The following is a 22,556-nucleotide window of genomic DNA, read 5'->3' on the forward strand; positions in this document are numbered from 1 at the left end:
ATCGGTTATGGGGCAAGTTTAGTTAATATCCGAGGGGTGTAGCGGTGCGTCAGTACGAATAATTGCTTGGTGTAGTTAGGTTTGAGCGCACTGACGCACCCTACAGAGGGACAATTTTAGTTTTTTGTGGCGATCGCAATGCAAACATAATCATATCTCAATTTTTTGTGTGATTAATTACATAAATGTTTTTCTGGAATTGGTTGTTTTGATAGTGTGGTCATACATAGACTCTTAATTCAAGTTATATTGCAATTATCAACTATTAGGAAAAACACCTGTGTTTCCCCTCTACGATGACAACCCGACGCGAATTACCCCGTATTTTACTTACGGTTTAATTGGGATGAACGTTTTAATTTTCATTCATCAATTGAGTTTGTCTAATGCTCAAGTAAATTTCTTTTTTAATCAGTACGCAGTAGTACCTCAACAGTTAACTACTAATTTTGCTGTGGAGTGGACAACTTTATTTACTTCCCAATTTTTACACGGAAGTTGGTGGCACTTAATTTCAAACATGGTTTTTCTTTGGGTATTTGGTAACAATATCGAAGACCGTCTGGGTCATTTCAAATACCTAATTTTTTATTTGACCTGTGGTGCTTTAGCTGCTGCGTGTCAGTGGTTTATTGGTATGTACTCCACTATCCCTTCTTTGGGGGCTAGTGGTGCAATTTCGGGGGTATTAGGTGCATACTTGATCCGCTTTCCCCAGGCGAGGATAACGACTTTAATTTTCTTAGGTTTTTTCGTAACTACAATTAGTATTCCAGCAATGATATTGATTGGAGTTTTCTTTATTCAAAATTTGATCTCTGGATTGGCTAGTCTAGGGGCTGCTGCAAATATGAGTGTTGAAACAGGGGGAGTAGCTTATTGGGCGCATATTGGTGGTTTTGTATTTGGCATGATCCTTTCGCCTTTATTTGGAGTATTCAAACGCGATTAAGCAATTGAGTAAAGATTATGCAAACTAAATAGGAATTACGCACAAATTACGGAATAACGTAGACGCGGAGCGGCTTGCCGAAGGCTACCACAGAGACGCAGAGAACACAGAGAAATAAGGGTTTGAGAGAGTTTTTGCGTAAGTCCTGCTAAAATGTCACCACACTGCGAATTGATTCGCCTTTGTGCATTAAATCAAAGGCATCATTAATCTGCTCAATGGGCATGATGTGAGTAATTAAATCGTCAATATTTATTTTGCCATCCATATACCAATCAACGATTTTCGGTACATCTGTCCGCCCTCTTGCACCACCGAAGGCTGAACCTTTCCAAACGCGCCCAGTCACTAGTTGAAAGGGACGGGTACTAATTTCTTCACCCGCACCAGCTACACCAATAACTACACTCACGCCCCAACCTTTATGACAGCATTCTAAGGCTTGACGCATGACTTTGACGTTACCAATGCACTCAAAGCTGTAATCAGCACCACCTTTAGTTAAATCAACTAAGTAACTAACTAAATCCCCCTCCACTTCTTGGGGGTTGACAAAATGCGTCATCCCAAATTTTTCTGCTAAAGCCCGCTTGCTGGGGTTAATATCTACCCCGACAATCATATTCGCCCCCACCATTCGCGCCCCTTGGATGACATTTAAGCCAATACCTCCCAAGCCAAAAACTACTACATTAGCCCCTGGTTCTACCTTGGCTGTATAAATCACTGCGCCTATACCTGTTGTTACCCCGCAACCGATGTAACAAACCTTGTCAAAAGGGGCATCTTCGCGAATTTTAGCTACGGCGATTTCTGGCAGCACTGTATAGTTAGCAAAGGTAGAAGTACCCATGTAGTGATGAATCATTTTTCCATCAATACTAAACCGACTAGTACCACTGGGCATGACACCACGGGATTGAGTCAGGCGAATTGCTTGGCAGAGGTTGGTTTTAAAGCTGAGACAATATGGACATTGGCGACATTCTGGAGTGTAAAGGGGAATCACATGATCTCCTGGCTTGACACTAGTCACACCAGCACCCACCTCTACTACTACACCCGCCCCTTCATGTCCTAAAATGGCGGGAAATAAACCTTCAGGATCAATCCCAGAAAGGGTATAAGCATCGGTATGACAAACGCCACTGGCTTTAATTTCAACTAAAACTTCCCCGGCTTGCGGCCCTTCAAGTTGTACAGTTTCAATAGTTAAGGGCTGACCCGCGCCATAAGCCACTGCTGCTTTAACTTCCACGAGTCTACCTCCTAAAAAATGCAAAATTCAGAAAAAGCTGATAAGTAGAACTGGGTAAATAATTAAAGGTTTGTAGTGAGAACTTTAGTTCTCTCTGCGTTCTCTACGTTCGCGGAGCGTGTCGTAGACAGACGCTCCGCGTTCGCGCAGCGTCCCGCAGGGAACAAAAAAGGACTAAAGTCCTTACTACGAACTTAATCGTAGTTTTTTTACATTACTTAACATAGTTTGGTTTTTTCAAGTAGTTCTACTTACTAGCCAGTGTCCTAAAGGGAAACACGGATCAGTTGAAGCAATTGTTGGCTATATTATTTTATATCTTAAGATGGATGCGAAATTTTTCATAGTCTGTATGGGAATTAACTATAAATTGCTTTTTTTGAAGAGATTGGTACATTAGTTACAGGCGGTAAACTAGGAAAATCATATCTATCTACCGCATTGAATTTATATTGTTGTCAAATCCTCAGTTATCTATTAATTTTGTAAAGCGTATGAACCCTGCCCTAACGAAAATTGGCTCTCAAATGTCCAACCTTACAGGTGTAAGAGCGATCATGAAGGACATTAATGAAACGTTAAAAGCTAGTCGAGGGCAGGAATTAATTAATTTGAGTGCGGGCAACCCGTTGATTTTACCAGAGGTAGAACAGTTGTGGCGGGACTACACAGCAGAATTATTAGCTAGTTCAGAATATGGAGAGGTGGTTTGTCGTTATGGTTCTAGTCAAGGCTATGCACCATTAGTTGAAGCGATCGCTAACGACTTTAACAAACGCTACGGTTTAAACTTAACTGAGCGCAATATTTTACTCACCCCCGGTAGTCAAAGCCTCTACTTCTACGCGGCTAATTCTTTTGGTGGCTACACTAGCGATGGGCAACTCAAGCAAATCGTCTTACCCCTGAGTCCAGATTATACCGGTTATGGTGGTGTATGTTTGTTTCCTGAAGCTTTACTAGCTTACAAGCCTACCCTCGATATAGACGCACCCAACCACCAGTTTAAATATCGCCCTGATTTCAGCCAATTATCGGTGACAGAAAACACCGGTTGTATCATCTTTTCTCGTCCCTGTAATCCCACAGGTAACGTCATGACAGAAGATGAGGTGAAGAAAATTGCTGCTTTAGCCGCCTCTTATGATGTACCTGTGTTGATTGATTCCGCCTATGCACCACCATTCCCAGCATTAAACTTTACAGAGATGCAGCCAGTATTTGGCGACAACATCATTCACTGTATGAGTTTATCTAAAGCTGGATTACCAGGGGAACGCATCGGCATTGCCATTGGGGATGAAAAATGGATACACGTTTTGGAATGCTTCCAGACAAACTTGTGTATTCATCCGTCGCGCTATGGACAGGCGATCGCAGCTCGTGCTATTGAATCCGGTAGTCTGGCACAAATTTCTGAAAGCGTCATTCGTCCCTTTTACCAAAACAAATTTACAGTTTTGGAAGATACCTTAAATACCTCCATGTCCAAGGATTTACCTTGGTTCTTGCATCGTGGTGAGGGAGCTATTTTTGCTTGGTTGTGGTTAAAAGATTTACCGATTACCGATTGGGAATTTTATCAAGAACTCAAAAAAGTCGGTGTAATTATCGTTCCTGGTAGTACATTTTTCCCTGGTTTACAAGAAGAATGGCCACACAAACACCAATGTTTACGTATTAGCCTCACAGGTAGTAATGAAGAGATAGCCTTGGCGATGCAACTTTTAGCCAAAGTAGCTGAAAAAGTGTATCAAAGTACGGCTGTTAGCGCGTAGTAATTCGTAATTCGTAATTCGTAATTCGTAATGAACCAAGAACAAACCAAAGAAAAGAAAGGAAGGCGGAAAACAGGGAAGAAGCAAAAACCCAATCCCCAGTCCCCAGTCCCCAGTCCCCAATCCCCCAACCTTGATGATTGGATAGAAATCGGTAAAATCGTTGCCCCACAAGGCTTAGGTGGAGAGTTGCGGGTTTATCCTGAAACTGACTTTCCTGAGCGATTTCAGGAGTCAGGAATCCGTTGGTTATTGCATCCAGGCGAGATAGAACCGCAACCCATCGAATTGTTAACAGGGCGTTATGTGGACGGGAAAAACTTATACGTTATCCAATTGGCTGGTGTAGAAAGTCGTAACGAGGCTGAAGAATTACGCGATTGTCGATTATTTGTACCGGCTAGCGATCGCCCCCAATTAGGAGAAGATGAATATCATGTCATCGATTTAATTGGCGTAGAGGTATTTCTGCAAGCCTCTGGGGAACTGCTGGGTACAGTAATTAATGTGATTCCATCTGGAAATGATTTGCTAGAGGTACAGTTACAAAAGTCCCCCACTAGCGAGGAAAAACCCAAGACACTTTTAATTCCCTTTGTGAAAGCGATCGCACCTGTGGTAGATTTACCAGCTCGTCGAATTGAAATCACCCCCCCTGTCGGTTTATTAGAACTGGCGACTTAATCAATTCGCAATTCGCAATTCGCAATTCGCAATTACTTGTGATAACGGGGATTTAGACCCCTGTCACCTGTCACCTGTCCCCTGTCACCTGTCACCTGTCCCCTGTCACCTGTCACCTGTCACCTGTCACCTGTCACCTGTCACCTATCACCTGTCACCTTCTGCACCTGCTGGGCTGCACTATCCTGTTGTGATATGACCAAAGTGATCCCGCCTGCTGCTAATAACCCAATAATTACTAGTCCTAGTATGAAAGTGTGTCTTCTTAATCTCAGGGATGCGATCGCATTTTCTAGGATACTAGTAGCACCTGTAACCTGAATTGGTCGTAGTGCAGCTAATGCAGCAGCAGCATTGGGGTAGCGATATTGCCATTTAGGTTCTACCATTCCCCTTAACCAACACACAAAACAGGGATTAACTGCTGGAAATTGCTGTAAATCGAAGCGGTAGTTACCGTCAAATAACTTACGAATATTGACAGCATGAGTTTTGGCCAGTAAGTAAATTAGTGTTGAACCTAAACTATACAAATCTGAAGCTGGTGTCAAAGTTTGACCTAAATGTTCCTCTGGTGGTATAAAACCAGGAGTTCCGCTTACCAAACTGCTCAGAGCCATTTTTTCACCCTGGATGTGCGCCAAATCAAAATCAACTAGGTAGGCATTTAGTTGCTCATCAACTAGAATATTTTCTGGCTTAATATCCCGATGAATAATTGGATCAACTCGCTGCTGTAAATACACCAAAATCTCTAAAAGTGACACCGCTATTTGCTTAATTGCTTCTGGATGCCATCTGGATGCTGAACCCAAGGAAGGAGCGTTTTTGTACTCCTCGACTATGTAAAAACCCTTGGATGTAGTAAAAGAATCTAGATAACGCGGAATGCGGGGATGATTCAGTTTTTGCAAAATTTGCACTTCCCGTTCATAAGCTGTTATCCCCAGCCAGTCTGCACCTGCATGGGAGACACTAAACTCTTTAATTACTACCTGTTGTTTGAAGTTACGGACACTAGCAAGATAAGTGATGCGTCCCCCTTGCTGGTTGCGTCCCAATTCTCGGATAACTTCATAACCCAAAGCAGAAAAATCTGGATGTTGAATTAAGGGGATTTTCCCTTGATTACGCACATCAAGCTCCATTAAACACCACCTGAATTGGATTTTGTCAAGGTGCAATTAACAAATTATAAATTCTCACCCAGATTGTTATCTGCCATTCTGCCCTTATGGAGTGGTGAGAGTGTTGAGAGTGCTGAGTGCTGAGTAATGAGTAATGAGTAATGAGTAATGAGTAATGAGTAATGAGTAATGAGTAGTGAGTAGTGAGTAGTGAGTAGTGAGGTATATCATAGCCCCCTCTTCGCTTGCGGGGAGGGGGTTGGGGGTGGGGTTCTTCCTCACTATAGCGGTAGCGGGGCGTTTAGCCGGTGCTGAGTTAAGAGTTATTCGTCATTAGTTTGTTCTCCCCTGCTCCCTTAAGCCTCTACTTCCCGCGTTAGCCAGTCAACAATCTGAGTATTGACAACATCTGGTACTTCATCATGGGGACAATGACCAGCACCAGGAATAGGCACGATTTTAATATCTTTGCCATTTTCTAGGGCGGTTTCGTAAATCTTCACCCCAGTAATTGGTGTCCAAGGGTCGTCAGCACCCCAAATCACTAATAGAGGACGTTCTATTTTGGGTAAGAGTTCCTCTGGTGCTGGCCCTGGTGGTGCTGTAAGGATAGAGGCAAATACCTGCTGTGCGCCTGGGTCGCAAGATGGAGTATAAAGTAAATCAACTAATTCATCAGTAACGGCTGTGCGATCGCGGTAAACTTGGTACAGTGTGCGCCGAATTTGAGATTTTTGGCGAATGCGGTTAAATACAAATTTACCTGTAATTGGCGATCGCACAACTCGGTTAAACGCCGACATGACGATTCTTAAGGGTGGGTTTAATTCGTGGGGACGATGACTCAACCCACCAGCCGAGTTAATTAACACACCCCCAGCCGCAATCTCTGGATGTTCTGCCAAAACTATCAAACTTAAAAGTGCGCCGATAGAATTACCAATAAATACAGCCGGTTGTTGAATATGATCTGTCCAAAAATCTTTTAATAATTCTACCCAAACATCTGTACTGTAATCAATTAGAGCTTTATCCGAACCACCAAAACCCAAAAGATCCACAGCAAAAACTTGGTAGCCAGCATTCGCTAATACTGGGATATTTTTACGCCAATGTCCAATGGAAGCACCAAAGCCATGCACAAGCACCAACGGTTGTCCAGTACCCATGACCGTATATTGAATTTTGTGATTGCGCCAAGTCCAAACCAGGGTTTCAAAATTCGCCGTGGTTACTACCTGCTGGGTCGTTACAGTCATTATTAAGATTCCTATACTATTGCTATATATACTAAAGCCTCTCGCCTTCTAGTATTCTGATCAAAATGTTATTTTTAGACAAGGAATCATCAAAAAATCCCACTATTAACCATACAAAAGCTTTTAGTTTACCAGTAACCATCAAGGAAATGTCTTTCCCCTAAACCCCTACAACCTTTTTCAAGCTAAATGAGGTCACGCATTGGACGTAAAAATAATAGGTAAAAATCGCTATGCCAGCAACTGCTATTAGTCTGCGGTTAGAACCCGGTCAAAAAGTCACCTTAGAGCCTGTTACTTGGGAAGAGTTTGAACATATTCTTGCCGAATTAGGAGAATCACGTTCATCGCGAATTGCTTATGCCAATCAGATTTTAGAAATCATGGCCCCACTACCAGAGCATGAAAGGTCAAAAGTTTTACTTGCAGATTTAGTAAAAGCCTTGCTCAAATTTCAAAAACGATCATGGGAACCTCTTGGCTCTACTACTTTTAAAAGTCAGAGTATGACAGCAGGTATTGAGCCTGACGAATGCTTTTATATCGAAAACTACAAAGCTGTTATCGGTAAAAATCGGCTGGATTTAACTGTCGATCCCCCACCAGATTTAGCATTAGAAACTGACTTAACCTCTAAGACAGAACTTGATGCTTATGAAGCTTTGAAAGTACCAGAACTATGGATATACAAAAATAGCAACCTAAAAATTTACCTCTTGCAACAAGGTAAGTATGTTGAATCTCAGACAAGTCAAACTTTTCCTGGTATAGAAGTGATAGAAATTATTCCACTGTTTATCCAGCGAGCTAAAGAAGTTGGAGTGAGTCAAACATTGGCTGATTTCGACATATTTATAGTGCAAACACTAGGTGATAGGTGAAATTTATTTTACATTTAATGTACCATCAGAATTAGCGTTCTCTTTGATATAAACATCTTGAATGGGGAAAGGAATAGAAATACCTATTTCTTGATAACGTTTATGCAGTTTCTTAATTAATAGATGTTTACCCATACGTTGATCAAAGTATTCACTAACACGCATATATAATGTGAAATCTATACTAAAATCTCCAAAGGTGTGAAATCTGATATATGGCTCATTTTTAATTAATTCAGGGGCAATTTCTTGCATCACTTCTTTAGCTACTTCTACCGTTATTCCTTCAACTTGTTCTAGATCACTATTGTAACTAACACCTACATTCATAGTTAAAGTGATTTCTTTAGCAGGTAGATGATAATTAGTAAAAATTGTCGAACCAAGCTTAGAATTAGGTACTATAACAACATTATTAGAAAGTTCTCTAATGGTTGTGTTGCGCCAAGAAATATCTGTCACATATCCCTCATTGCCATCATCTAATTTGACATAATCGCCATTTCTCACCTGCTTAGAAAGAATTAAATAAAAACCAGAAAATAAATTAGCTAGGGTATCTTGTAATGCTAAACCAACCGCTAAACCCCCAATTCCTAAAGTTGTAATAATGGGAGTAATGGCAATTCCTAGAGTTTGTAGTAATATTAATGCTCCTAATCCTAAAACAGAAGCTTTAGCAAGGTTAGATATAAGTGATGCAGTTGACCTCTCTGCTGTTTTAGTATATAAGCTCACAAAACCAGCAGTCAATCTGGCTAAGACTAAGGTGACTGAAAATAAGAAAACTATTGTAGTGAATCTGTGCAATAAAATAATAATATCTGTCTTGATTGGCGCACTCATAACAGCACTGGAAAACCCTGCCAGTACAAACCAAATAAAAGGCATACGTTGCAGAGACGTAAATATTATATTGCTTCCAGGAATTTGTTTATCGGTGGCAAATTTTTTCAGTCTATTGAAAATAATTTTTTCACCAATGATTCCAGTCAGCAAGCCAACTAAGATTAATGCTAAAGGTAAGATCCAGTTCATCATTATTAATTTTTAATTTTAAACAAGCAGATGATTACTGCAAGATTTTACATCATCACTACACTATCAAAAACCTCCAAGCGGATTGAATACTACAATTCTGGTAAAAATCAATAATATGGATCTACCAATTATTTATCACCCTGATTACGTTGCACCATTACCTGAAGCTCATCGCTTCCCGATGCCAAAGTTCCAAAAACTCTATGAGTTACTGTTAACTGAAGGGGTGGCACACATAGAGCAATTTCATACACCAACACGTCCACACTCAGAGTTAATTGAGTTAGTTCACACCCCTGATTATGTCCAAGGTTACTGTGAAGGTACATTAGATGCTAAAGCACAACGTCGGATTGGCTTACCTTGGAGTCCAGCCTTAGCAAATCGTACCTGTGTGGCGGTGGGTGGAACAATACTCACAGCACAACTAGCACTTAGTCATGGTTTAGCTTGTAATACGGCTGGTGGGACGCATCACGCCTTTCCCAGTTATGGATCTGGTTTTTGTATTTTCAACGATTTAGCGATCGCTTGTCGCGTTCTCCAAAAACAGGGACTCGTGCAGAAAATCCTCATTGTGGATTTAGATGTCCATCAAGGAGACGGTACGGCGTTTATCTTCCAAGATGACGACAGTGTATTTACTTTCTCCATGCACTGTGAGGTTAATTTCCCAGGAACTAAGCAACAAAGCGATTTAGATGTTCCTCTATCTGTAGGAATGGAAGATGACGCTTATCTACAAACCTTGGCTAAATACTTACCAGACTTATTATCTGAAATCAAACCAGACTTAGTATTTTATGATGCTGGTGTTGATCCGCATATAGGCGATCGCTTAGGTAAACTAGCCTTAACTGATACCGGAATATTCCGTCGAGAAATGCAGGTGTTAAGTACCTGTGTCAGTTCTGGTTATCCCGTCGCCTGCGTAATTGGTGGTGGTTACGCTGATGATATGAAATCTCTAGTTTGGCGACACTCCCTAGTGCATCGCGCCGCTAGTCAGGTGTATCGCCAATATAAACTATAGTTATTTTCTGCTGCTGCTTGCTTTTATGCTTTTTTTAGCATACTCTTGCACGAAAAAAATCTGTCCGACTGCTTTTATATTTTGCTTCATAACCCGCAACAAACGATTCTCTAAGGTTCGACTATCCTCATCCAAAAAATCAATTATTGCCTTGACTTTCCCAGCATAATCACGATCGTGTTTAAAAATAATCATGCCAGCATGATTTGGTGCAGTGCGATGTAGATCGATAAAATCTTGGCGATTTTCCGTAATCAAAATGCGACCTGTCGCTGTGGCATACTGCAAAACAACATCGTCAGGAATCCCTTGATTTGCTTGACCTGCTTCGTAGGAAGTTAATACATCGTGTCCCGCCGATCTGAGTAAGCTTACCATTGCGATCGGAAAATTTTCATTGGAGTAAAATTGTAATGCCATTAAACTAAATCATCTTGGGCAATTTCTTGATCGATTTGTTCAGGATTTTGTTCGTAGTAATGCCAAGCTGCACTTAAATCTTCCGCAGTCAATCCAGGATAATTTGCCAATAATTCTTCATCCGGCGCACCTTGTTGACGATATGCTACCAAAGTCCACACGGGAATTCGTGTATTTCTAATTCGTGCCTGTCCCCCGCAAACTCCAGGTGTAATCTGAATCGGATTTTGCAACATTTGCACGTAATTCAATGCTTGGTCAACTAATTCCTCTGGTAAAGCTGCAATTACTTCGAGCAGTTGAGTCCTCTTATTCATGACAACAAAATCTCTCTCGCTTATTTCATCCTAACTTGAAATTTTATAGTAATTATCCTAGCAACTGTTTTGAAGCCCAATCTCAATTTCACCAATTTAGACTAGGCTAAAAATTGTTTTTGTAAAGCAACAACAACAGCTTGAGTGCGATCGCTTTGAGGCTTAAAAAATAATCAAACGCGAAATCCTGATTTTTTCGTTGGTTCTTAACCTTCGTTGTGATCAAGAGTAATTTAGATGCGTTTGCCCTGGCGTAGCAATTAATTCTGGAACACAAGCAGCCAAGGAAGCAGCTAATAAAGATCATCCTGACCCCAGCAAAAAAATTTAGGCGAACTCACTAGGTTAAAAAATGCCGGAGTGCAACCAACTGGCGATTTATTGTATCCCTCTGGTTCTAGCCTTGACCCCCACATCACTCCCACAGCAGCTAAGGCGTAAATTGCACGAGTAGCCAAGGCGCGGAGTGTTCAACCCAACCAATTGAAAACTTTAATTACTCAAAATACTGATGGTCGTTTTTTAGGTATTTTTGGCGAACCTGGCGTGAATGTGTTGAAGTTGAATTTAGCTTTAGATAATTCTACTGGAGTTTAGACTAAATAGCTGAGAAAGTCAGAAAAAATAGAGGGAGTGCTTGAACACAGACCCTCTATTCACTCAGGGTTAGATAAACTTTAATTTACTAGTACAGAAAGCAGCATTTTATGAGATGATAACGATCGGCAAAATTTCAACCATACCAAGGCAACTACAAGAGAAAATTCGTATTAAATTCTGGTTTTTTCCTTCAAGACTGCTTTTATCGGTAATTAATAATTCAAAATGTGTGATTACCCATCACCTGTTACCGACCTCAACAGATAATCTAAGTATTAAGATGCACACAAAAAATAAATATTTCTAATCAAGTTGTTGAGATTAGAGATTGTGAGGAATGATGAATTGAGCGTGAATCACACTCTCAAAATTTACTTTGCCCGTCGATCAGGTCAAATTCCATCATTCTTAACTTAAAGTTAGGTCTCATAGTCGATACAAAAACTGGTTTAACATCGATAAAATCTATAGGCAGGAAGAGCCGAGGAGAACGCAGTGGTCTTATTAAAAGGCTTTGAAATTGAAATGTACACAGGTACGCCTCAAGGGGAAATCGTCGGTCTCTCGGATAAAATTGTTGCAGACTTGGACGGGTTTATGCGAGAACCAGATAGCCGCAACGTAGAATACGTAACCAGCCCCTTGCACAATTATGAAAGCCTGTTATGTGCCTTGCTGCGTCCTCGGCGCGAATTGCGAAAATACCTGCAAACATTGGGAGACTACACTTTAATTCCGGGGAGTACCTTATCTTTGGGTGGTAGCGATCGCTTCATGCGTTCCGATCCAGCTAACCCCTATCACGATTACATCGAAAACACCTACAACACCAAAGTAGTCACCGCTAGCGTTCATATCAATGTAGGGATAGATGATCCAGAAGTGTTAATGCGGGCTTGTCGCTTGATTCGCATGGAAGCACCGCTATTTTTAGCCTTAAGTGCTTCATCTCCCTTCATAGATGGTAAAGCCACTGGTTATCATTCCACCCGTTGGGCTGTCTTTCCCCAAACGCCAACCTATGTACCACTGTTTGCAAGTCACGCCCATCATATCGAATGGGTAGAACAGCAACTACTCGCAGGGACAATGCAAAATGTCCGTCACTTGTGGGTATCAGTCAGACCAAATGGCGATCGCCGTCCTTATGATCTTAATCGCCTGGAATTAAGAATTTGTGATTTAGTGACAGATCCCATCGCTTTACTCGCAATCACCGCCCTATTGGAAGCGCGATTGTTGCAACTAATAGAAAATCCTGATTTAGATCCCTTAACCCAGAGTATTTTTTCTCCTGAAGAACTCATCACTATCACAACTAACAATGAAATAGCAGCCGCTAGTGGTAGCCTGGATGCTCAACTAACACATTGGCAAGATGGACGCACCATCATTGCTAGAGATTGGATAGCTGAACTTTATGCAGAAGTTTGGGCGATCGCCAAAGAACAGGGTTTTAGCTGTTTCCTTTCACCTTTGCAGAAAATCCTCCGCGCTGGGAATGAAGCCCAACACTGGCTACAACTGCATAAAATTGGTTTAGGCACTCAGCAAGTAATCACCCAAGCCATTACCGCAACTTACGAACGCGAAATAGAACTGCAAGATAAATTATGTTCGTCTCTAGCGGCTTAATAATAATTTGCGCCAGCCAAGAACCCCGTTTTCTTGGAGAAACCGGGGTTCTTCAACAGTCAATGACCTCATGACTATTTAGACCTCAAAGGTATCAATTTTTGCTTTTAAAAATCTAATCGATTTGACTTGCTTGACATTTATTAACAAAACCTATCGTTAGCCTCTGTCTACTGGTAGATCATTCATAATAAATATATCTTTTTATACAAATAGAAGTTTTACGGACAATGCCCCAGGTAGTTTTAGTTAATCCGCAAATTCCCCCCAATACAGGTAATATCGCCCGTACTTGTGCGGCGACAGGTACAGAGTTACATTTAGTCGGTCCTTTGGGATTTGAAATTAGCGATCGCTACCTTAAACGAGCCGGCTTAGACTACTGGCCTTACGTCAAGCTCCACTATCACAAATCCCTAGAAGCCTTTAAAATAGCGCATCAAGAGCGTGGAGGCAGATTATTAGGTTTTTCGGTTCGCGGCAGTTCTAATTACATTCAACACCAATTTCAAGATGATGATTGGTTATTGTTCGGCAGTGAAACCACTGGTTTAGCACCAGAAGTTTTATCTATTTGTGATGCTATCTTACACATTCCAATGGCTCAACCAGGTGTTCGCAGCTTGAATCTATCTGTCAGCGTGGCTGTAGGTTTATTTGAAGCGCGTCGTCAGTTAGGTTATTTACTGTAATTATGAACTAGATTTTGCGTAAGTAATTTTCCTTACGCAAACTATGTATGTTCGTTGCATAATAAGACTTTTAGACTTATCGACTTCTCGTATACATATTTAAAAATGTATTATTAATGACCTTATTTTTTCTTGTCAACTGTAATTATATTGAAAAATGACAAAAAATAAATGTTTTTATGATAAGAAATTTGTATATCAAATTCCATTACTTCGGAAGTTTGAATGATAGATTTTGATGAATTCAAACGGTTGAAGTATGGGGAACAAAAAAGTGAAACTTCTTTCTTATAAAGAGTTTGAACCCTTTTTGCTGAATAAATATTGTTGAGCAGCAAAAAATCGGTCGTAAGTTTGTACGGTTGTTTTTTAGGGAATAATCAACGTAAAGTCTCGTGTTGGGAAGACGGATTTATTCAAAAACCCTTGAAGATATTTACATCAGGGGGCATCGCTTTTCCAGAAGCCAAATGTGAGAATTGCTCACGGCGATTGTTTCCTTAGAAGGTATCATGTATTTTCTAGCCAAATCGCCAAAAGCAAGAGTAAGCTAAGACAACTCTGAGAAGAGCAAGCTGTGTGAGGGGGTGAGGAGTCGAACGGACAAGTCAGCATAGCAACTTTTAAAGTTTTGCTAACAGGTGTGAACTTGTCTAAATCAGAGAACCAGGTTAATCTTGCCTATGTATCTCTGGTAAAAGTGATCTTGATCTATCGTGTGATGTGATCTAGATCGTTGACTAGTTCCAACTGGAAAATCTAGGTCAGTTAAGCACTATTGATCATAGGAGGTCGTCTTTGAAACGAGCATTAAAAAAAAGAGTGAAGGCTGTGTTGGAAAATACCCCTGGCAGTGATGATGCCCCAATGGATCAACTAAACGTGGCGAACAATAAGGCGAATCGCCGAGCGCGGACACAAGTAGCCATGATTGGTTTAGCAATCTCGATGGGAGCAACCAGCCTTTTGGTGACTCGGCAAAGCGATCAAGCCCAAGCAGCAGCCCCTGTAGGTAGCCAAAAAGCCGCCTCTACCGTTCCTACAGCCTCTGATAATGAAGTGAAATTTGCTCCCACAAAACTGGGGACTCCTGTAGTCTTATCAGCAAGCGTGCCAGAGAATCCTGTCATAGTTGAACCGACAGCAGTTTCACAGTTACCTGGGCTTGAAGCTAAGTGGCAAGTTTTGGCAAGTGGAATGTCTGAGCCAGCTTCTACCTCAGAAACTCTTTCTCAAAATTTAGTAACTTACAAAACTTCCATAGACCAGCAAGAGCAAGAATCACAGCAACAGCAAGCCAAAGAGTCTGTAGAAGAGCTTGCTAAAACTAACGATATTAATGGTGAACAAACGGCATTTATAAAAACCCAGCCACAAACAGAAGCCGCAGATAGCGCAGCTGCTAGTGGTGAAATGAATCTTCAATTGAAGGCGCAGCAAGAATTTGCTCTTAATCGCCTGCAAGAAAAATCGAACCGTTTAAGAAAAAGTCTGGCGGAGTTGCGGTCTGAGGAGTCAAAAGATTTATCAAAAGATTTATCAAAAAATCCATCTGGCTTGAAGCAGCCAACAGCTATAGCCAATCAGCTACCACCTCTGAGTATTAACGGCACAGTTATCGAACAGTCACCAATTCCCACCAATGGGAATCAAGATGATCTGGCCACGAGCGTAAAACAGCCACAAGCGATTACTATTCCCGTGCAGCCACCAGCAATAACTGCACCAATAGTTGCACCAAAAATTACTGCGCCATCGCAACAGGCCAACTACGAAGTTAAACCAGGAGATACCCTAGCTGCGATCGCTAACAGATACAATACTTCTGTTTCAGAACTAGCTAAAGCCAACGGACTCAGTGATCCCAATCAGTTGAAAATTAGCCAACAATTGGTGATTCCTGTTACTCAAAACCCCATAAACAGACAGTACGGGATTAATTCTGAAATAGCTAGTATTCCGCTCAACACAACTAGCATTAATTCCCAACCTATTACTTCACAAACACCTGTTTTAGCTGATAACAGTGATAGCAACAGTCTCGCTGTGCCAACAACAGCAACTGAAGACAGCGAAAACCAAGCAAATACCCCAGTTGAGCCAGAAACAACTGCGAATAACCCCATCACTCAAGGTATAGGTGGTGACACACCTGTTCCCAGAGTTTTTGTAGAAATGCAGAAGCCGAAAAAGTCTACTGACAGAGTAGCCAGCGCAAAAAACGAGCGACTCCGTGGCTTACAAGCAGAAATTCAGAGATTACAAGCAAAATACCGCGCTCAAAATGCAGGAAATAACGCTGCGTCAGAAACAAGAGATGCTGCTATACCAATTCCTGTAGCTACTCCCAATGGCTTGGCAGTTTCTAGACCAGTTTCCAATCAAACAGAATTTTCTATCCCAATTGCTGTTCCTACTCCTTTAACACCTGGTTACGCTAACCAACCAGTTAAGCCGGAATTCCGTGCTACTCGGCCTCTAAATAATGAGCCAATTAATCCAGAGTTCTTACCTAACAATGGAGCTAGCCAGTTAAAACCATCCCAGAATCCATCAGGTATCCGAATCGCAACACCTCCGGCTGGTGTTAATGCTTCCGACTCTTTAGGAAGAATGAGAGGAACTACTGTTTCTCCAGCCAAGCTACCACCTTTAGCGGCGGTAGACCAATATTTACCCAGAACAATTGATGAAAGCACACCTCTTCCATCAGATTCGTCTACAGCCTTCACTTGGCCAGCAAAAGGTGTACTCACTTCTGGCTATGGTTGGCGTTGGGGAAGAATGCACAGAGGTATTGATATTGCCAACGGTGTGGGTACACCAATTGTTACAGCATCTGATGGCATTGTTGAGAAAGCTGGTTGGAATAATGGTGGTTATGGCATTCTTGTCGATATCCGTCATCCAGATGGCACATTAACTCGTTACGCTCACAACAGCAAAATTTTTGTAAGAGCAGGTCAGCAGGTACAGAAAGGACAGCATATTGCCAATATGGGTAGCACTGGTTTTAGCACCGGACCTCACCTACATTTTGAAATTCATACACCAGGTAAAGGAGCAATTAATCCTATAGCGATGCTACCTAAGAACCGCATATAGCTAAGACCTGTTTTCAATTTGATGATTATCTAGCCTAGAAAGAGGGAGTAATTAAGCTCCCTCTTTTGCTTTTGGGTGTATTGACTAATCAATTCCGAAAATGAGATGTGTCATTCTGAATGAAATGTAGAATCTAAGAGATGTTTCGCTTCGCTCAACATGACAGGTTAAGCATTTATGCAAGAGACTCCATGAATTGCACTCACCACTCACTACTCAGCACTCAGCACTCACCACTCACCACTCACCACTCTCTCTGCTATTCTCAGTTTGGCAGAACGCGATCGCGGATTATCACTAATTTCTGCGTCAGTCGCAATAATTGGCTTTTTAGTTAAAACCTTTAACAAAGGTGAATTACGTAACCCATGCTTTACTAAGCGGTCTTCTAGACTATGGAAACTGATAATAACGATTCTGCCACCTGTAACTAAAGCTTTGGGTGCAGTCTCCAAAAAAGTTTCTAGGGACTTTAACTCATCGTTGACCACTATTCGCAAAGCTTGAAACACACGGGTAGCAGGATGAATTCTACCATAGCGGTATTTAGGCGGCACACAACTTGCGATCGCCTCAGCTAATTCTGTAGTTGTGTGAAATGGGCGTTTTTCGACAATGCGCTTGGCAATACGCCGTGAGAGTCTTTCCTCTCCATATTTAAAGAAAATATCCGCTAATTCTTTCTCATCCCACTCATTAATCACATCAGCAGCCGTTAAAGATTGCCTTTGATCCATTCGCATATCTAAACTAGCCGTGTGACGAAAGCTAAAACCTCGTTCTGGTGTATCTAAGTGATAAGAACTCACACCCAAATCAGCGAGAATGCCATCAAAACCGGCAACAGGAAACTTATAAGTCGCAAAATTGCTGCGAATAAACCTTACCCTATCACCAAACTCTGCTAACTCTTTTTGAGCTGCCGCTAAAGCATCCTCATCTTGGTCAATAGCCGTTAGCTGTATATCCGGTACAGCCTCCAAAATCAAACGACTATGACCACCACCCCCTACCGTTGCATCCAGATAACGTCCACCAGGATGTATTGCCAACCCTGTAATTACATCCTGCGGTAACACTGGTAAATGGGAAAATGTCGGTTCTTCGATAGCTGGCAAGTTGGCAGAATGAGAATTCATGAGATTTAGCACAAAAAGATAGAGAATTACAGAAGAACTTAGTATTCAGAATCAATTATCCTTAGTTGATAATTGGCTATTTAGTTTAGTTTTAATTGTGGTGACAATAAACATTGAAAATCATAGAAATTAACGGACAGATGAATAAACTTAAAACCGAGCGATCGCATGAATAAGAACCATCTAGCATTCAAATAATAAATATAGAACATCTACAATACTCTATTTGCCAGTGCATATAAAGTTACAGTTTAAAGTCAAAAATATATAACAGTATTTTTTCTGGTAAATTCAAATTTAAGAGCAAATTTACTCGTTTAACATCAACAGTCTTTGGTTACTGGGCAGAAAAAAGTCAAAAAATCATTTCTTGTCTCCTCAGCACCTCTACCTCTATCTCTTCCCTGTCACCTATCACCTATCACCTGTCACCTGTCACCTGTCACCTGTCACCTATCGCCTATCACCTGTCACCTGTCACCTGTCACCTATCCCCTATCACCCCATGAGAGATGAAAAAATCCAGTGCCTTAATTTATTGGTTATCGAGCTTCCATATAATAGTTGAAGAAGTGAAACAAAATGCAACATCAAGAAAAAGCCCTTAGCTGCCCCCATCTCTCCAACATACTCCCGTATGGGCAATAAATGCCGGGCTTGCCCCAAGATATTGCCTCTACGAACATGACACATTGGCAGACACGAAAAATCCTGTCTGGATGGCACATACGCGGTTCAATTCACAATTTTCTAATGGGAGAACACGGAATTTATGGCAAGAATAGAGACCCGCACTGAACCTATGGTGCTGAACATGGGGCCACACCATCCCTCCATGCACGGGGTTTTGCGGTTAATTGTCACTTTGGATGGTGAAGACGTTGTTGACTGTGAACCGGTGATTGGCTACTTACACCGAGGCATGGAAAAAATCGCCGAGAACCGCACCACTGTAATGTATGTCCCCTACGTTAGTCGCTGGGACTATGCAGCAGGTATGTTCAATGAAGCTGTCACCGTCAACGCGCCGGAAAAACTGGCAGGTGTGACTGTACCTAAACGCGCCAGCTACATCCGCGTCATTATGCTGGAATTGAATCGCATTGCCAACCATCTGCTGTGGTTTGGCCCCTTCCTAGCTGACGTAGGCGCACAAACTCCCTTCTTCTACCAATTCCGCGAACGGGAGATGATTTATGATTTATGGGAAGCTGCCACAGGCTACCGCATGGTCAACAACAACTACTTCCGCGTTGGTGGTGTAGCTGCTGATTTGCCCTATGGCTGGGTAGATAAGTGCATGGAATTCTGTGATTATTTCTTACCCGTCATCGATGAATACGAAAAGTTAGTTACCAATAACCCCATATTCCGCCGTCGTATTGAAGGTATTGGCACTATCGGACGTGAAGAAGCTATTAACTGGGGACTTTCTGGCCCGATGTTACGCGCTTCTGGCGTGAAATGGGATTTGCGGAAAGTTGACCACTACGAATGCTACGACGATTTTGATTGGGACGTGCAGTGGGAAACTACCGGTGATTGCATGGCGCGTTACATGGTGCGGATGCGGGAAATGCGCGAATCTGTGAAAATTGTCAAGCAAGCCCTCAAAGGACTACCTGGCGGCCCCTACGAAAATCTAGAAGCCAAGCGTTTAATGGCTGGGAAAAAATCAGAATGGGATGCCTTTGATTATCAATACATTGGTAAGAAAGTTTCTCCCACCTTCAAAATGCCCAAAGGTGAAATTTATGCCCGTGTAGAAAGCGGTAAAGGTGAACTAGGTATTTATCTGATTGGCGATGATAACGTTTTCCCCTGGCGGTGGAAGATTCGTCCAGCAGATTTCAACAACCTCCAGATTCTGCCTCATTTGTTACGCGGCATGAAAGTTGCAGACGTTGTAGTGATTCTCGGTAGTATCGACGTAATCATGGGGTCTGTTGACAGATAGTGTTCATAGGGTGGGCAATGCCCAATCCTAAATCATTGGTCTTGTAGACACGTTACCGCGTAGCTTGCTTTGCTACGCAACGCTATCGCGAACCCAGTAGGGGTATGTGAGACTTTAGAACCCCGGTTTTTCAAAAAAACCGGGGTTCTGAATTATCGCCAATATCATAAATTAGATAAGATTGTCTAGATAATCATTAAAAATTTTAAAATATTAATTCTTAGTTAATTATTATTAGTTTTCCGAAAAAATTATATAAATTAAGATTGCGAATAATAACTTACCTAAAGTTTTGTTTAGTATTTATTCTATTTCTATTAAATTTAATTTGCTTGTTTGAGTAAGTAAAATTTAGGAATAGAACCTGATAAATTACTATATAAAACTGATCCTGCTATCTGTATTTATAATTTTAGAACTGTGCAAATTCATTCTCACGCAGAATTTGAGCCTAGCTCAAATAAACCTACGGAAGAGGGCTTAAAAAGGATTCTGAATCGTCTTGTCCAAAAAATGCAAAGGGACGCATTAATCAGACAAACGACGAACGAACTGAGAGAATCACTACAGGTTGATCGCTTAGTTTTATATTACTTTTACTGGCAGTGGCATGGACAGGTGACGTTTGAAGCCCTACGTTCTCAGGAGTTTTCCATACTAGGTTCAACTGGGGCTGATGAGTGTTTTAATGACGAGTATGCAGCATTGTATTTAGCAGGTAGAGTTAAAGCGATCGCTAATATTGAAACAGAACCAATCGCAACTTGTCACCGAGAATTTCTTGGGAGTTTGCAAGTCCGGGCTAACCTAGTAGTACCCGTTTTGATACCTAGGGGTTTATGGGGATTACTGGTAGCCCATGAATGTCAAGGAACTCGTAATTGGTCACAATCAGATATAGAACTGATGCAATTAGGGGCGAGAACTTTAGCCACATCCCCTGAAATTTTGGAAAGTTAAATATGAGTGATGGGTGATGGGTGATAGTTGCGCCAGCGCGGTCTTCTCTTCGTTCCCTGTCACCTATCACCTGTCACCTGTCACCTGTTCCCTATTATCTATGGATTCTAATTTGGCACTGCATACAGCCATCGCCCATCGCATTAGTACCAGTCCTCAACAACGAATTACTTTTGCTGAGTATATGGACATGGTGCTATATCACCCTGAACTTGGCTACTATTCCAGCAATGCCGTCAAAATTGGGTTTAAAGGCGGTGATTTCTTCACCTCAGTCACTCTTGACGCTGACTTTGGCGAGTTATTAGCAGAACAATTTCTGCAAATGTGGAAAATTTTAGGGCAACCTATACCCTTTTATTTGGTAGAAATGGGTGCAGGTCAAGGATTGTTAGCGTTACATATTCTTCAATACACTCAGCAGCATCATCCAGATTTCTTCTCAGTCTTGCAGTATCTCATTATCGAAAAATCCCCAGGCTTACAACAAGAACAGCAGCAACGCTTACAAGAGTTTCCCGTGCGTTGGTGTAGCTGGGAGGAGATATCACCCAACTCAATTGTTGGCTGTTTTTTCTCCAATGAGTTAGTAGATGCTTTACCAGTGCATCAGTTTATCTTAGAGTCCGGTGAACTGCGAGAAATTTACGTCACCATTCAGGAAGAACAGGTAGGTGAAGGCGTAACTCCATCCTTTACAGAAATCACAGGCGCACTCTCTACCCCCCGCCTAGGAGAATATTTTGATTTAGTCGGGATTAATTTCCAGCAAGGTGGTTATGAGGATGGCTACCGCAGTGAAATTAATTTAGCTGCTTTAGACTGGTTGAGTATAGTAGCCGACCGCTTGCAACGGGGGTATGTGTTAACAATTGATTATGGCTACCCTGCCAACCGTTATTATAATCCCAGGCGATCGCAAGGAACGCTCCAGTGCTACTATCACCATCGTCATCACAACAACCCTTATATCAATATTGGGCGACAAGATATTACAGCCCATGTTGACTTTACCGCCTTAGAACGATGGGGTGAACCCTGTGGTTTAGACAAAGTTGGTTTTACACAGCAAGGTTTATTTTTGATGTCCTTGGGCTTAGGAAATCGCATTGCAGCCCTTTCCTATCAAGAAATACCCCTTTCTCAACTCCTACAACGACGAGAATCACTACACCAACTCATTGATCCCACAGGACTAGGCAACTTTGGAGTTTTAATTCAAAGCAAGGGATTACCCAAACAAGACACCACTCAACGGCTAAAAGGCTTAACTGTGCCAGAGTAAAAAATTAAAAATCTCTTTAGGAATGCTGGATTAGACAGATATGGACTAGCATAACAGTGATTGCTATGAAGCCGAATTAACAATCGGAGTAATAATTATGTCTGCTCATGACTTCTTAATGTTAGTAACCTTACTTAGTCCTGGTATCTTGTTATCAGTCATCATTATGGTGAGTTTTGCCGCAGGGGGCTAATACCGCCGTGAAGGCGGAAGTCAAAAGTCAAAAGTCGAAAGTTTCCTATATCAAGCCTCTTGCTCGTTTGAAATAGTAGCTTTATTTACGCCGTGCTGTACTAATTACTTAAATTTACTCAGCACTCACCACCGGCTAAACGCCGCGCTACCGCTAACACCACTCACCACTCACCACTCACCACTGAGTTGGTAAATTGAGGATGGAATCAGGAGTAACTACTCCCTAACTGCTGACAAT

18 protein-coding genes and 1 pseudogene are annotated in these 22,556 nt (G+C 41.7%); 12 read left to right on the forward strand and 7 right to left on the reverse strand.

Annotated elements, in window-relative coordinates; all coding sequences use genetic code 11:
* Positions 1–280 precede the first annotated feature (280 nt).
* On the forward strand, positions 281–952 hold the full coding sequence (locus L6494_RS26760) for a rhomboid family intramembrane serine protease (protein WP_237990791.1): 672 nt from the start codon (positions 281–283) through the stop codon (positions 950–952).
* 148 nt (positions 953–1,100) lie between these two features.
* Here the strand turns inward: L6494_RS26760 and L6494_RS26765 are convergent, their stop codons facing one another.
* The gene (locus tag L6494_RS26765) at positions 1,101–2,210 is read right to left on the reverse strand and encodes an S-(hydroxymethyl)glutathione dehydrogenase/class III alcohol dehydrogenase (protein WP_237990792.1); all 1,110 of its coding nucleotides are present in this window, start codon (positions 2,208–2,210) and stop codon (positions 1,101–1,103) included.
* Between the two features lie 494 nt (positions 2,211–2,704).
* Here L6494_RS26765 and L6494_RS26770 point away from each other — a divergent pair, with 494 nt between their 5' ends.
* Together L6494_RS26770 and rimM are read left to right on the forward strand one after the other, a co-directional pair.
* Positions 2,705–3,988 carry a valine--pyruvate transaminase gene (locus L6494_RS26770; RefSeq protein WP_237990793.1) on the forward strand — a complete coding sequence of 428 codons (1,284 nt, stop codon included), beginning with the start codon at positions 2,705–2,707 and terminating at the stop codon, positions 3,986–3,988.
* 30 nt (positions 3,989–4,018) lie between these two features.
* The gene (gene rimM / locus L6494_RS26775) at positions 4,019–4,672 is read left to right on the forward strand and encodes a ribosome maturation factor RimM (protein WP_237990794.1); all 654 of its coding nucleotides are present in this window, start codon (positions 4,019–4,021) and stop codon (positions 4,670–4,672) included.
* Positions 4,673–4,812: 140 nt separating this feature from the next.
* On the opposite strand, the gene L6494_RS26780 is transcribed toward rimM, so the two are convergent.
* Together L6494_RS26780 and L6494_RS26785 are read right to left on the reverse strand one after the other, a co-directional pair.
* Complete coding sequence (locus L6494_RS26780; RefSeq protein WP_237990795.1) at positions 4,813–5,820, reverse strand: serine/threonine protein kinase; 1,008 nt, start codon at positions 5,818–5,820, stop codon at positions 4,813–4,815.
* Positions 5,821–6,155: 335 nt separating this feature from the next.
* Positions 6,156–7,058 carry an alpha/beta fold hydrolase gene (locus L6494_RS26785; protein ID WP_237990796.1) on the reverse strand — a complete coding sequence of 301 codons (903 nt, stop codon included), beginning with the start codon at positions 7,056–7,058 and terminating at the stop codon, positions 6,156–6,158.
* 233 nt (positions 7,059–7,291) lie between these two features.
* Here L6494_RS26785 and L6494_RS26790 point away from each other — a divergent pair, with 233 nt between their 5' ends.
* Positions 7,292–7,939: a Uma2 family endonuclease gene (locus tag L6494_RS26790; RefSeq protein ID WP_237990797.1), complete on the forward strand. Its 648-nt coding sequence runs from the start codon at positions 7,292–7,294 to the stop codon at positions 7,937–7,939.
* Between the two features lie 3 nt (positions 7,940–7,942).
* Here L6494_RS26790 and L6494_RS26795 read toward each other — a convergent pair whose 3' ends face one another.
* A complete protein-coding gene (locus L6494_RS26795; protein WP_237990798.1) occupies positions 7,943–8,980 on the reverse strand; it encodes a mechanosensitive ion channel family protein in 1,038 nt (345 codons plus the stop codon).
* 115 nt (positions 8,981–9,095) lie between these two features.
* Between L6494_RS26795 and L6494_RS26800 the strand changes: the two genes are divergently transcribed.
* Complete coding sequence (locus tag L6494_RS26800) at positions 9,096–10,013, forward strand: histone deacetylase family protein (protein WP_237990799.1); 918 nt, start codon at positions 9,096–9,098, stop codon at positions 10,011–10,013.
* Here the strand turns inward: L6494_RS26800 and L6494_RS26805 are convergent, their stop codons facing one another.
* A complete protein-coding gene (locus L6494_RS26805; RefSeq protein WP_237990800.1) occupies positions 10,014–10,433 on the reverse strand; it encodes a DUF5615 family PIN-like protein in 420 nt (139 codons plus the stop codon).
* Positions 10,433–10,750 (reverse strand): DUF433 domain-containing protein, encoded by a 318-nt coding sequence (locus tag L6494_RS26810; protein WP_015198412.1) that lies wholly within the window; start codon positions 10,748–10,750, stop codon positions 10,433–10,435. The genes L6494_RS26805 and L6494_RS26810 overlap by 1 nt, the downstream gene beginning before the upstream one ends.
* Positions 10,751–11,048: 298 nt before the next feature.
* Here L6494_RS26810 and L6494_RS26815 point away from each other — a divergent pair.
* The 4 genes and pseudogenes from L6494_RS26815 to L6494_RS26830 all read left to right on the forward strand — a co-directional run.
* A pseudogene (locus L6494_RS26815) lies at positions 11,049–11,347 on the forward strand (potassium-transporting ATPase subunit C); the annotation flags it as partial.
* Positions 11,348–11,845: 498 nt separating this feature from the next.
* Positions 11,846–12,985, forward strand: coding sequence for a glutamate--cysteine ligase (gshA, locus tag L6494_RS26820; protein ID WP_237990801.1), 1,140 nt, complete (start codon positions 11,846–11,848; stop codon positions 12,983–12,985).
* Between the two features lie 230 nt (positions 12,986–13,215).
* Positions 13,216–13,677: a tRNA (cytidine(34)-2'-O)-methyltransferase gene (locus tag L6494_RS26825; protein ID WP_237990802.1), complete on the forward strand. Its 462-nt coding sequence runs from the start codon at positions 13,216–13,218 to the stop codon at positions 13,675–13,677.
* Between the two features lie 798 nt (positions 13,678–14,475).
* Complete coding sequence (locus L6494_RS26830; RefSeq protein ID WP_237990803.1) at positions 14,476–16,782, forward strand: peptidoglycan DD-metalloendopeptidase family protein; 2,307 nt, start codon at positions 14,476–14,478, stop codon at positions 16,780–16,782.
* 230 nt (positions 16,783–17,012) lie between these two features.
* On the opposite strand, the gene rsmH is transcribed toward L6494_RS26830, so the two are convergent.
* On the reverse strand, positions 17,013–17,921 hold the full coding sequence (rsmH, locus tag L6494_RS26835; protein WP_237990804.1) for a 16S rRNA (cytosine(1402)-N(4))-methyltransferase RsmH: 909 nt from the start codon (positions 17,919–17,921) through the stop codon (positions 17,013–17,015).
* Between the two features lie 772 nt (positions 17,922–18,693).
* Between rsmH and L6494_RS26840 the strand changes: the two genes are divergently transcribed.
* The 3 genes from L6494_RS26840 to L6494_RS26850 all read left to right on the forward strand — a co-directional run bounded on the left by L6494_RS26840 (position 18,694) and on the right by L6494_RS26850 (position 22,123).
* Positions 18,694–19,878, forward strand: coding sequence for an NAD(P)H-quinone oxidoreductase subunit H (locus L6494_RS26840; RefSeq protein ID WP_237990805.1), 1,185 nt, complete (start codon positions 18,694–18,696; stop codon positions 19,876–19,878).
* A gap of 420 nt (positions 19,879–20,298) precedes the next feature.
* Complete coding sequence (locus L6494_RS26845) at positions 20,299–20,838, forward strand: GAF domain-containing protein (protein WP_237990806.1); 540 nt, start codon at positions 20,299–20,301, stop codon at positions 20,836–20,838.
* Positions 20,839–20,938: 100 nt separating this feature from the next.
* Complete coding sequence (locus L6494_RS26850) at positions 20,939–22,123, forward strand: class I SAM-dependent methyltransferase (RefSeq protein WP_237990807.1); 1,185 nt, start codon at positions 20,939–20,941, stop codon at positions 22,121–22,123.
* Positions 22,124–22,556 lie beyond the last annotated feature (433 nt).

Origin of the sequence: Nostoc sp. UHCC 0870, from assembly GCF_022063185.1 — a bacterium.
In the GTDB taxonomy this organism is placed as follows: Bacteria; Cyanobacteriota; Cyanobacteriia; order Cyanobacteriales; family Nostocaceae; genus Trichormus.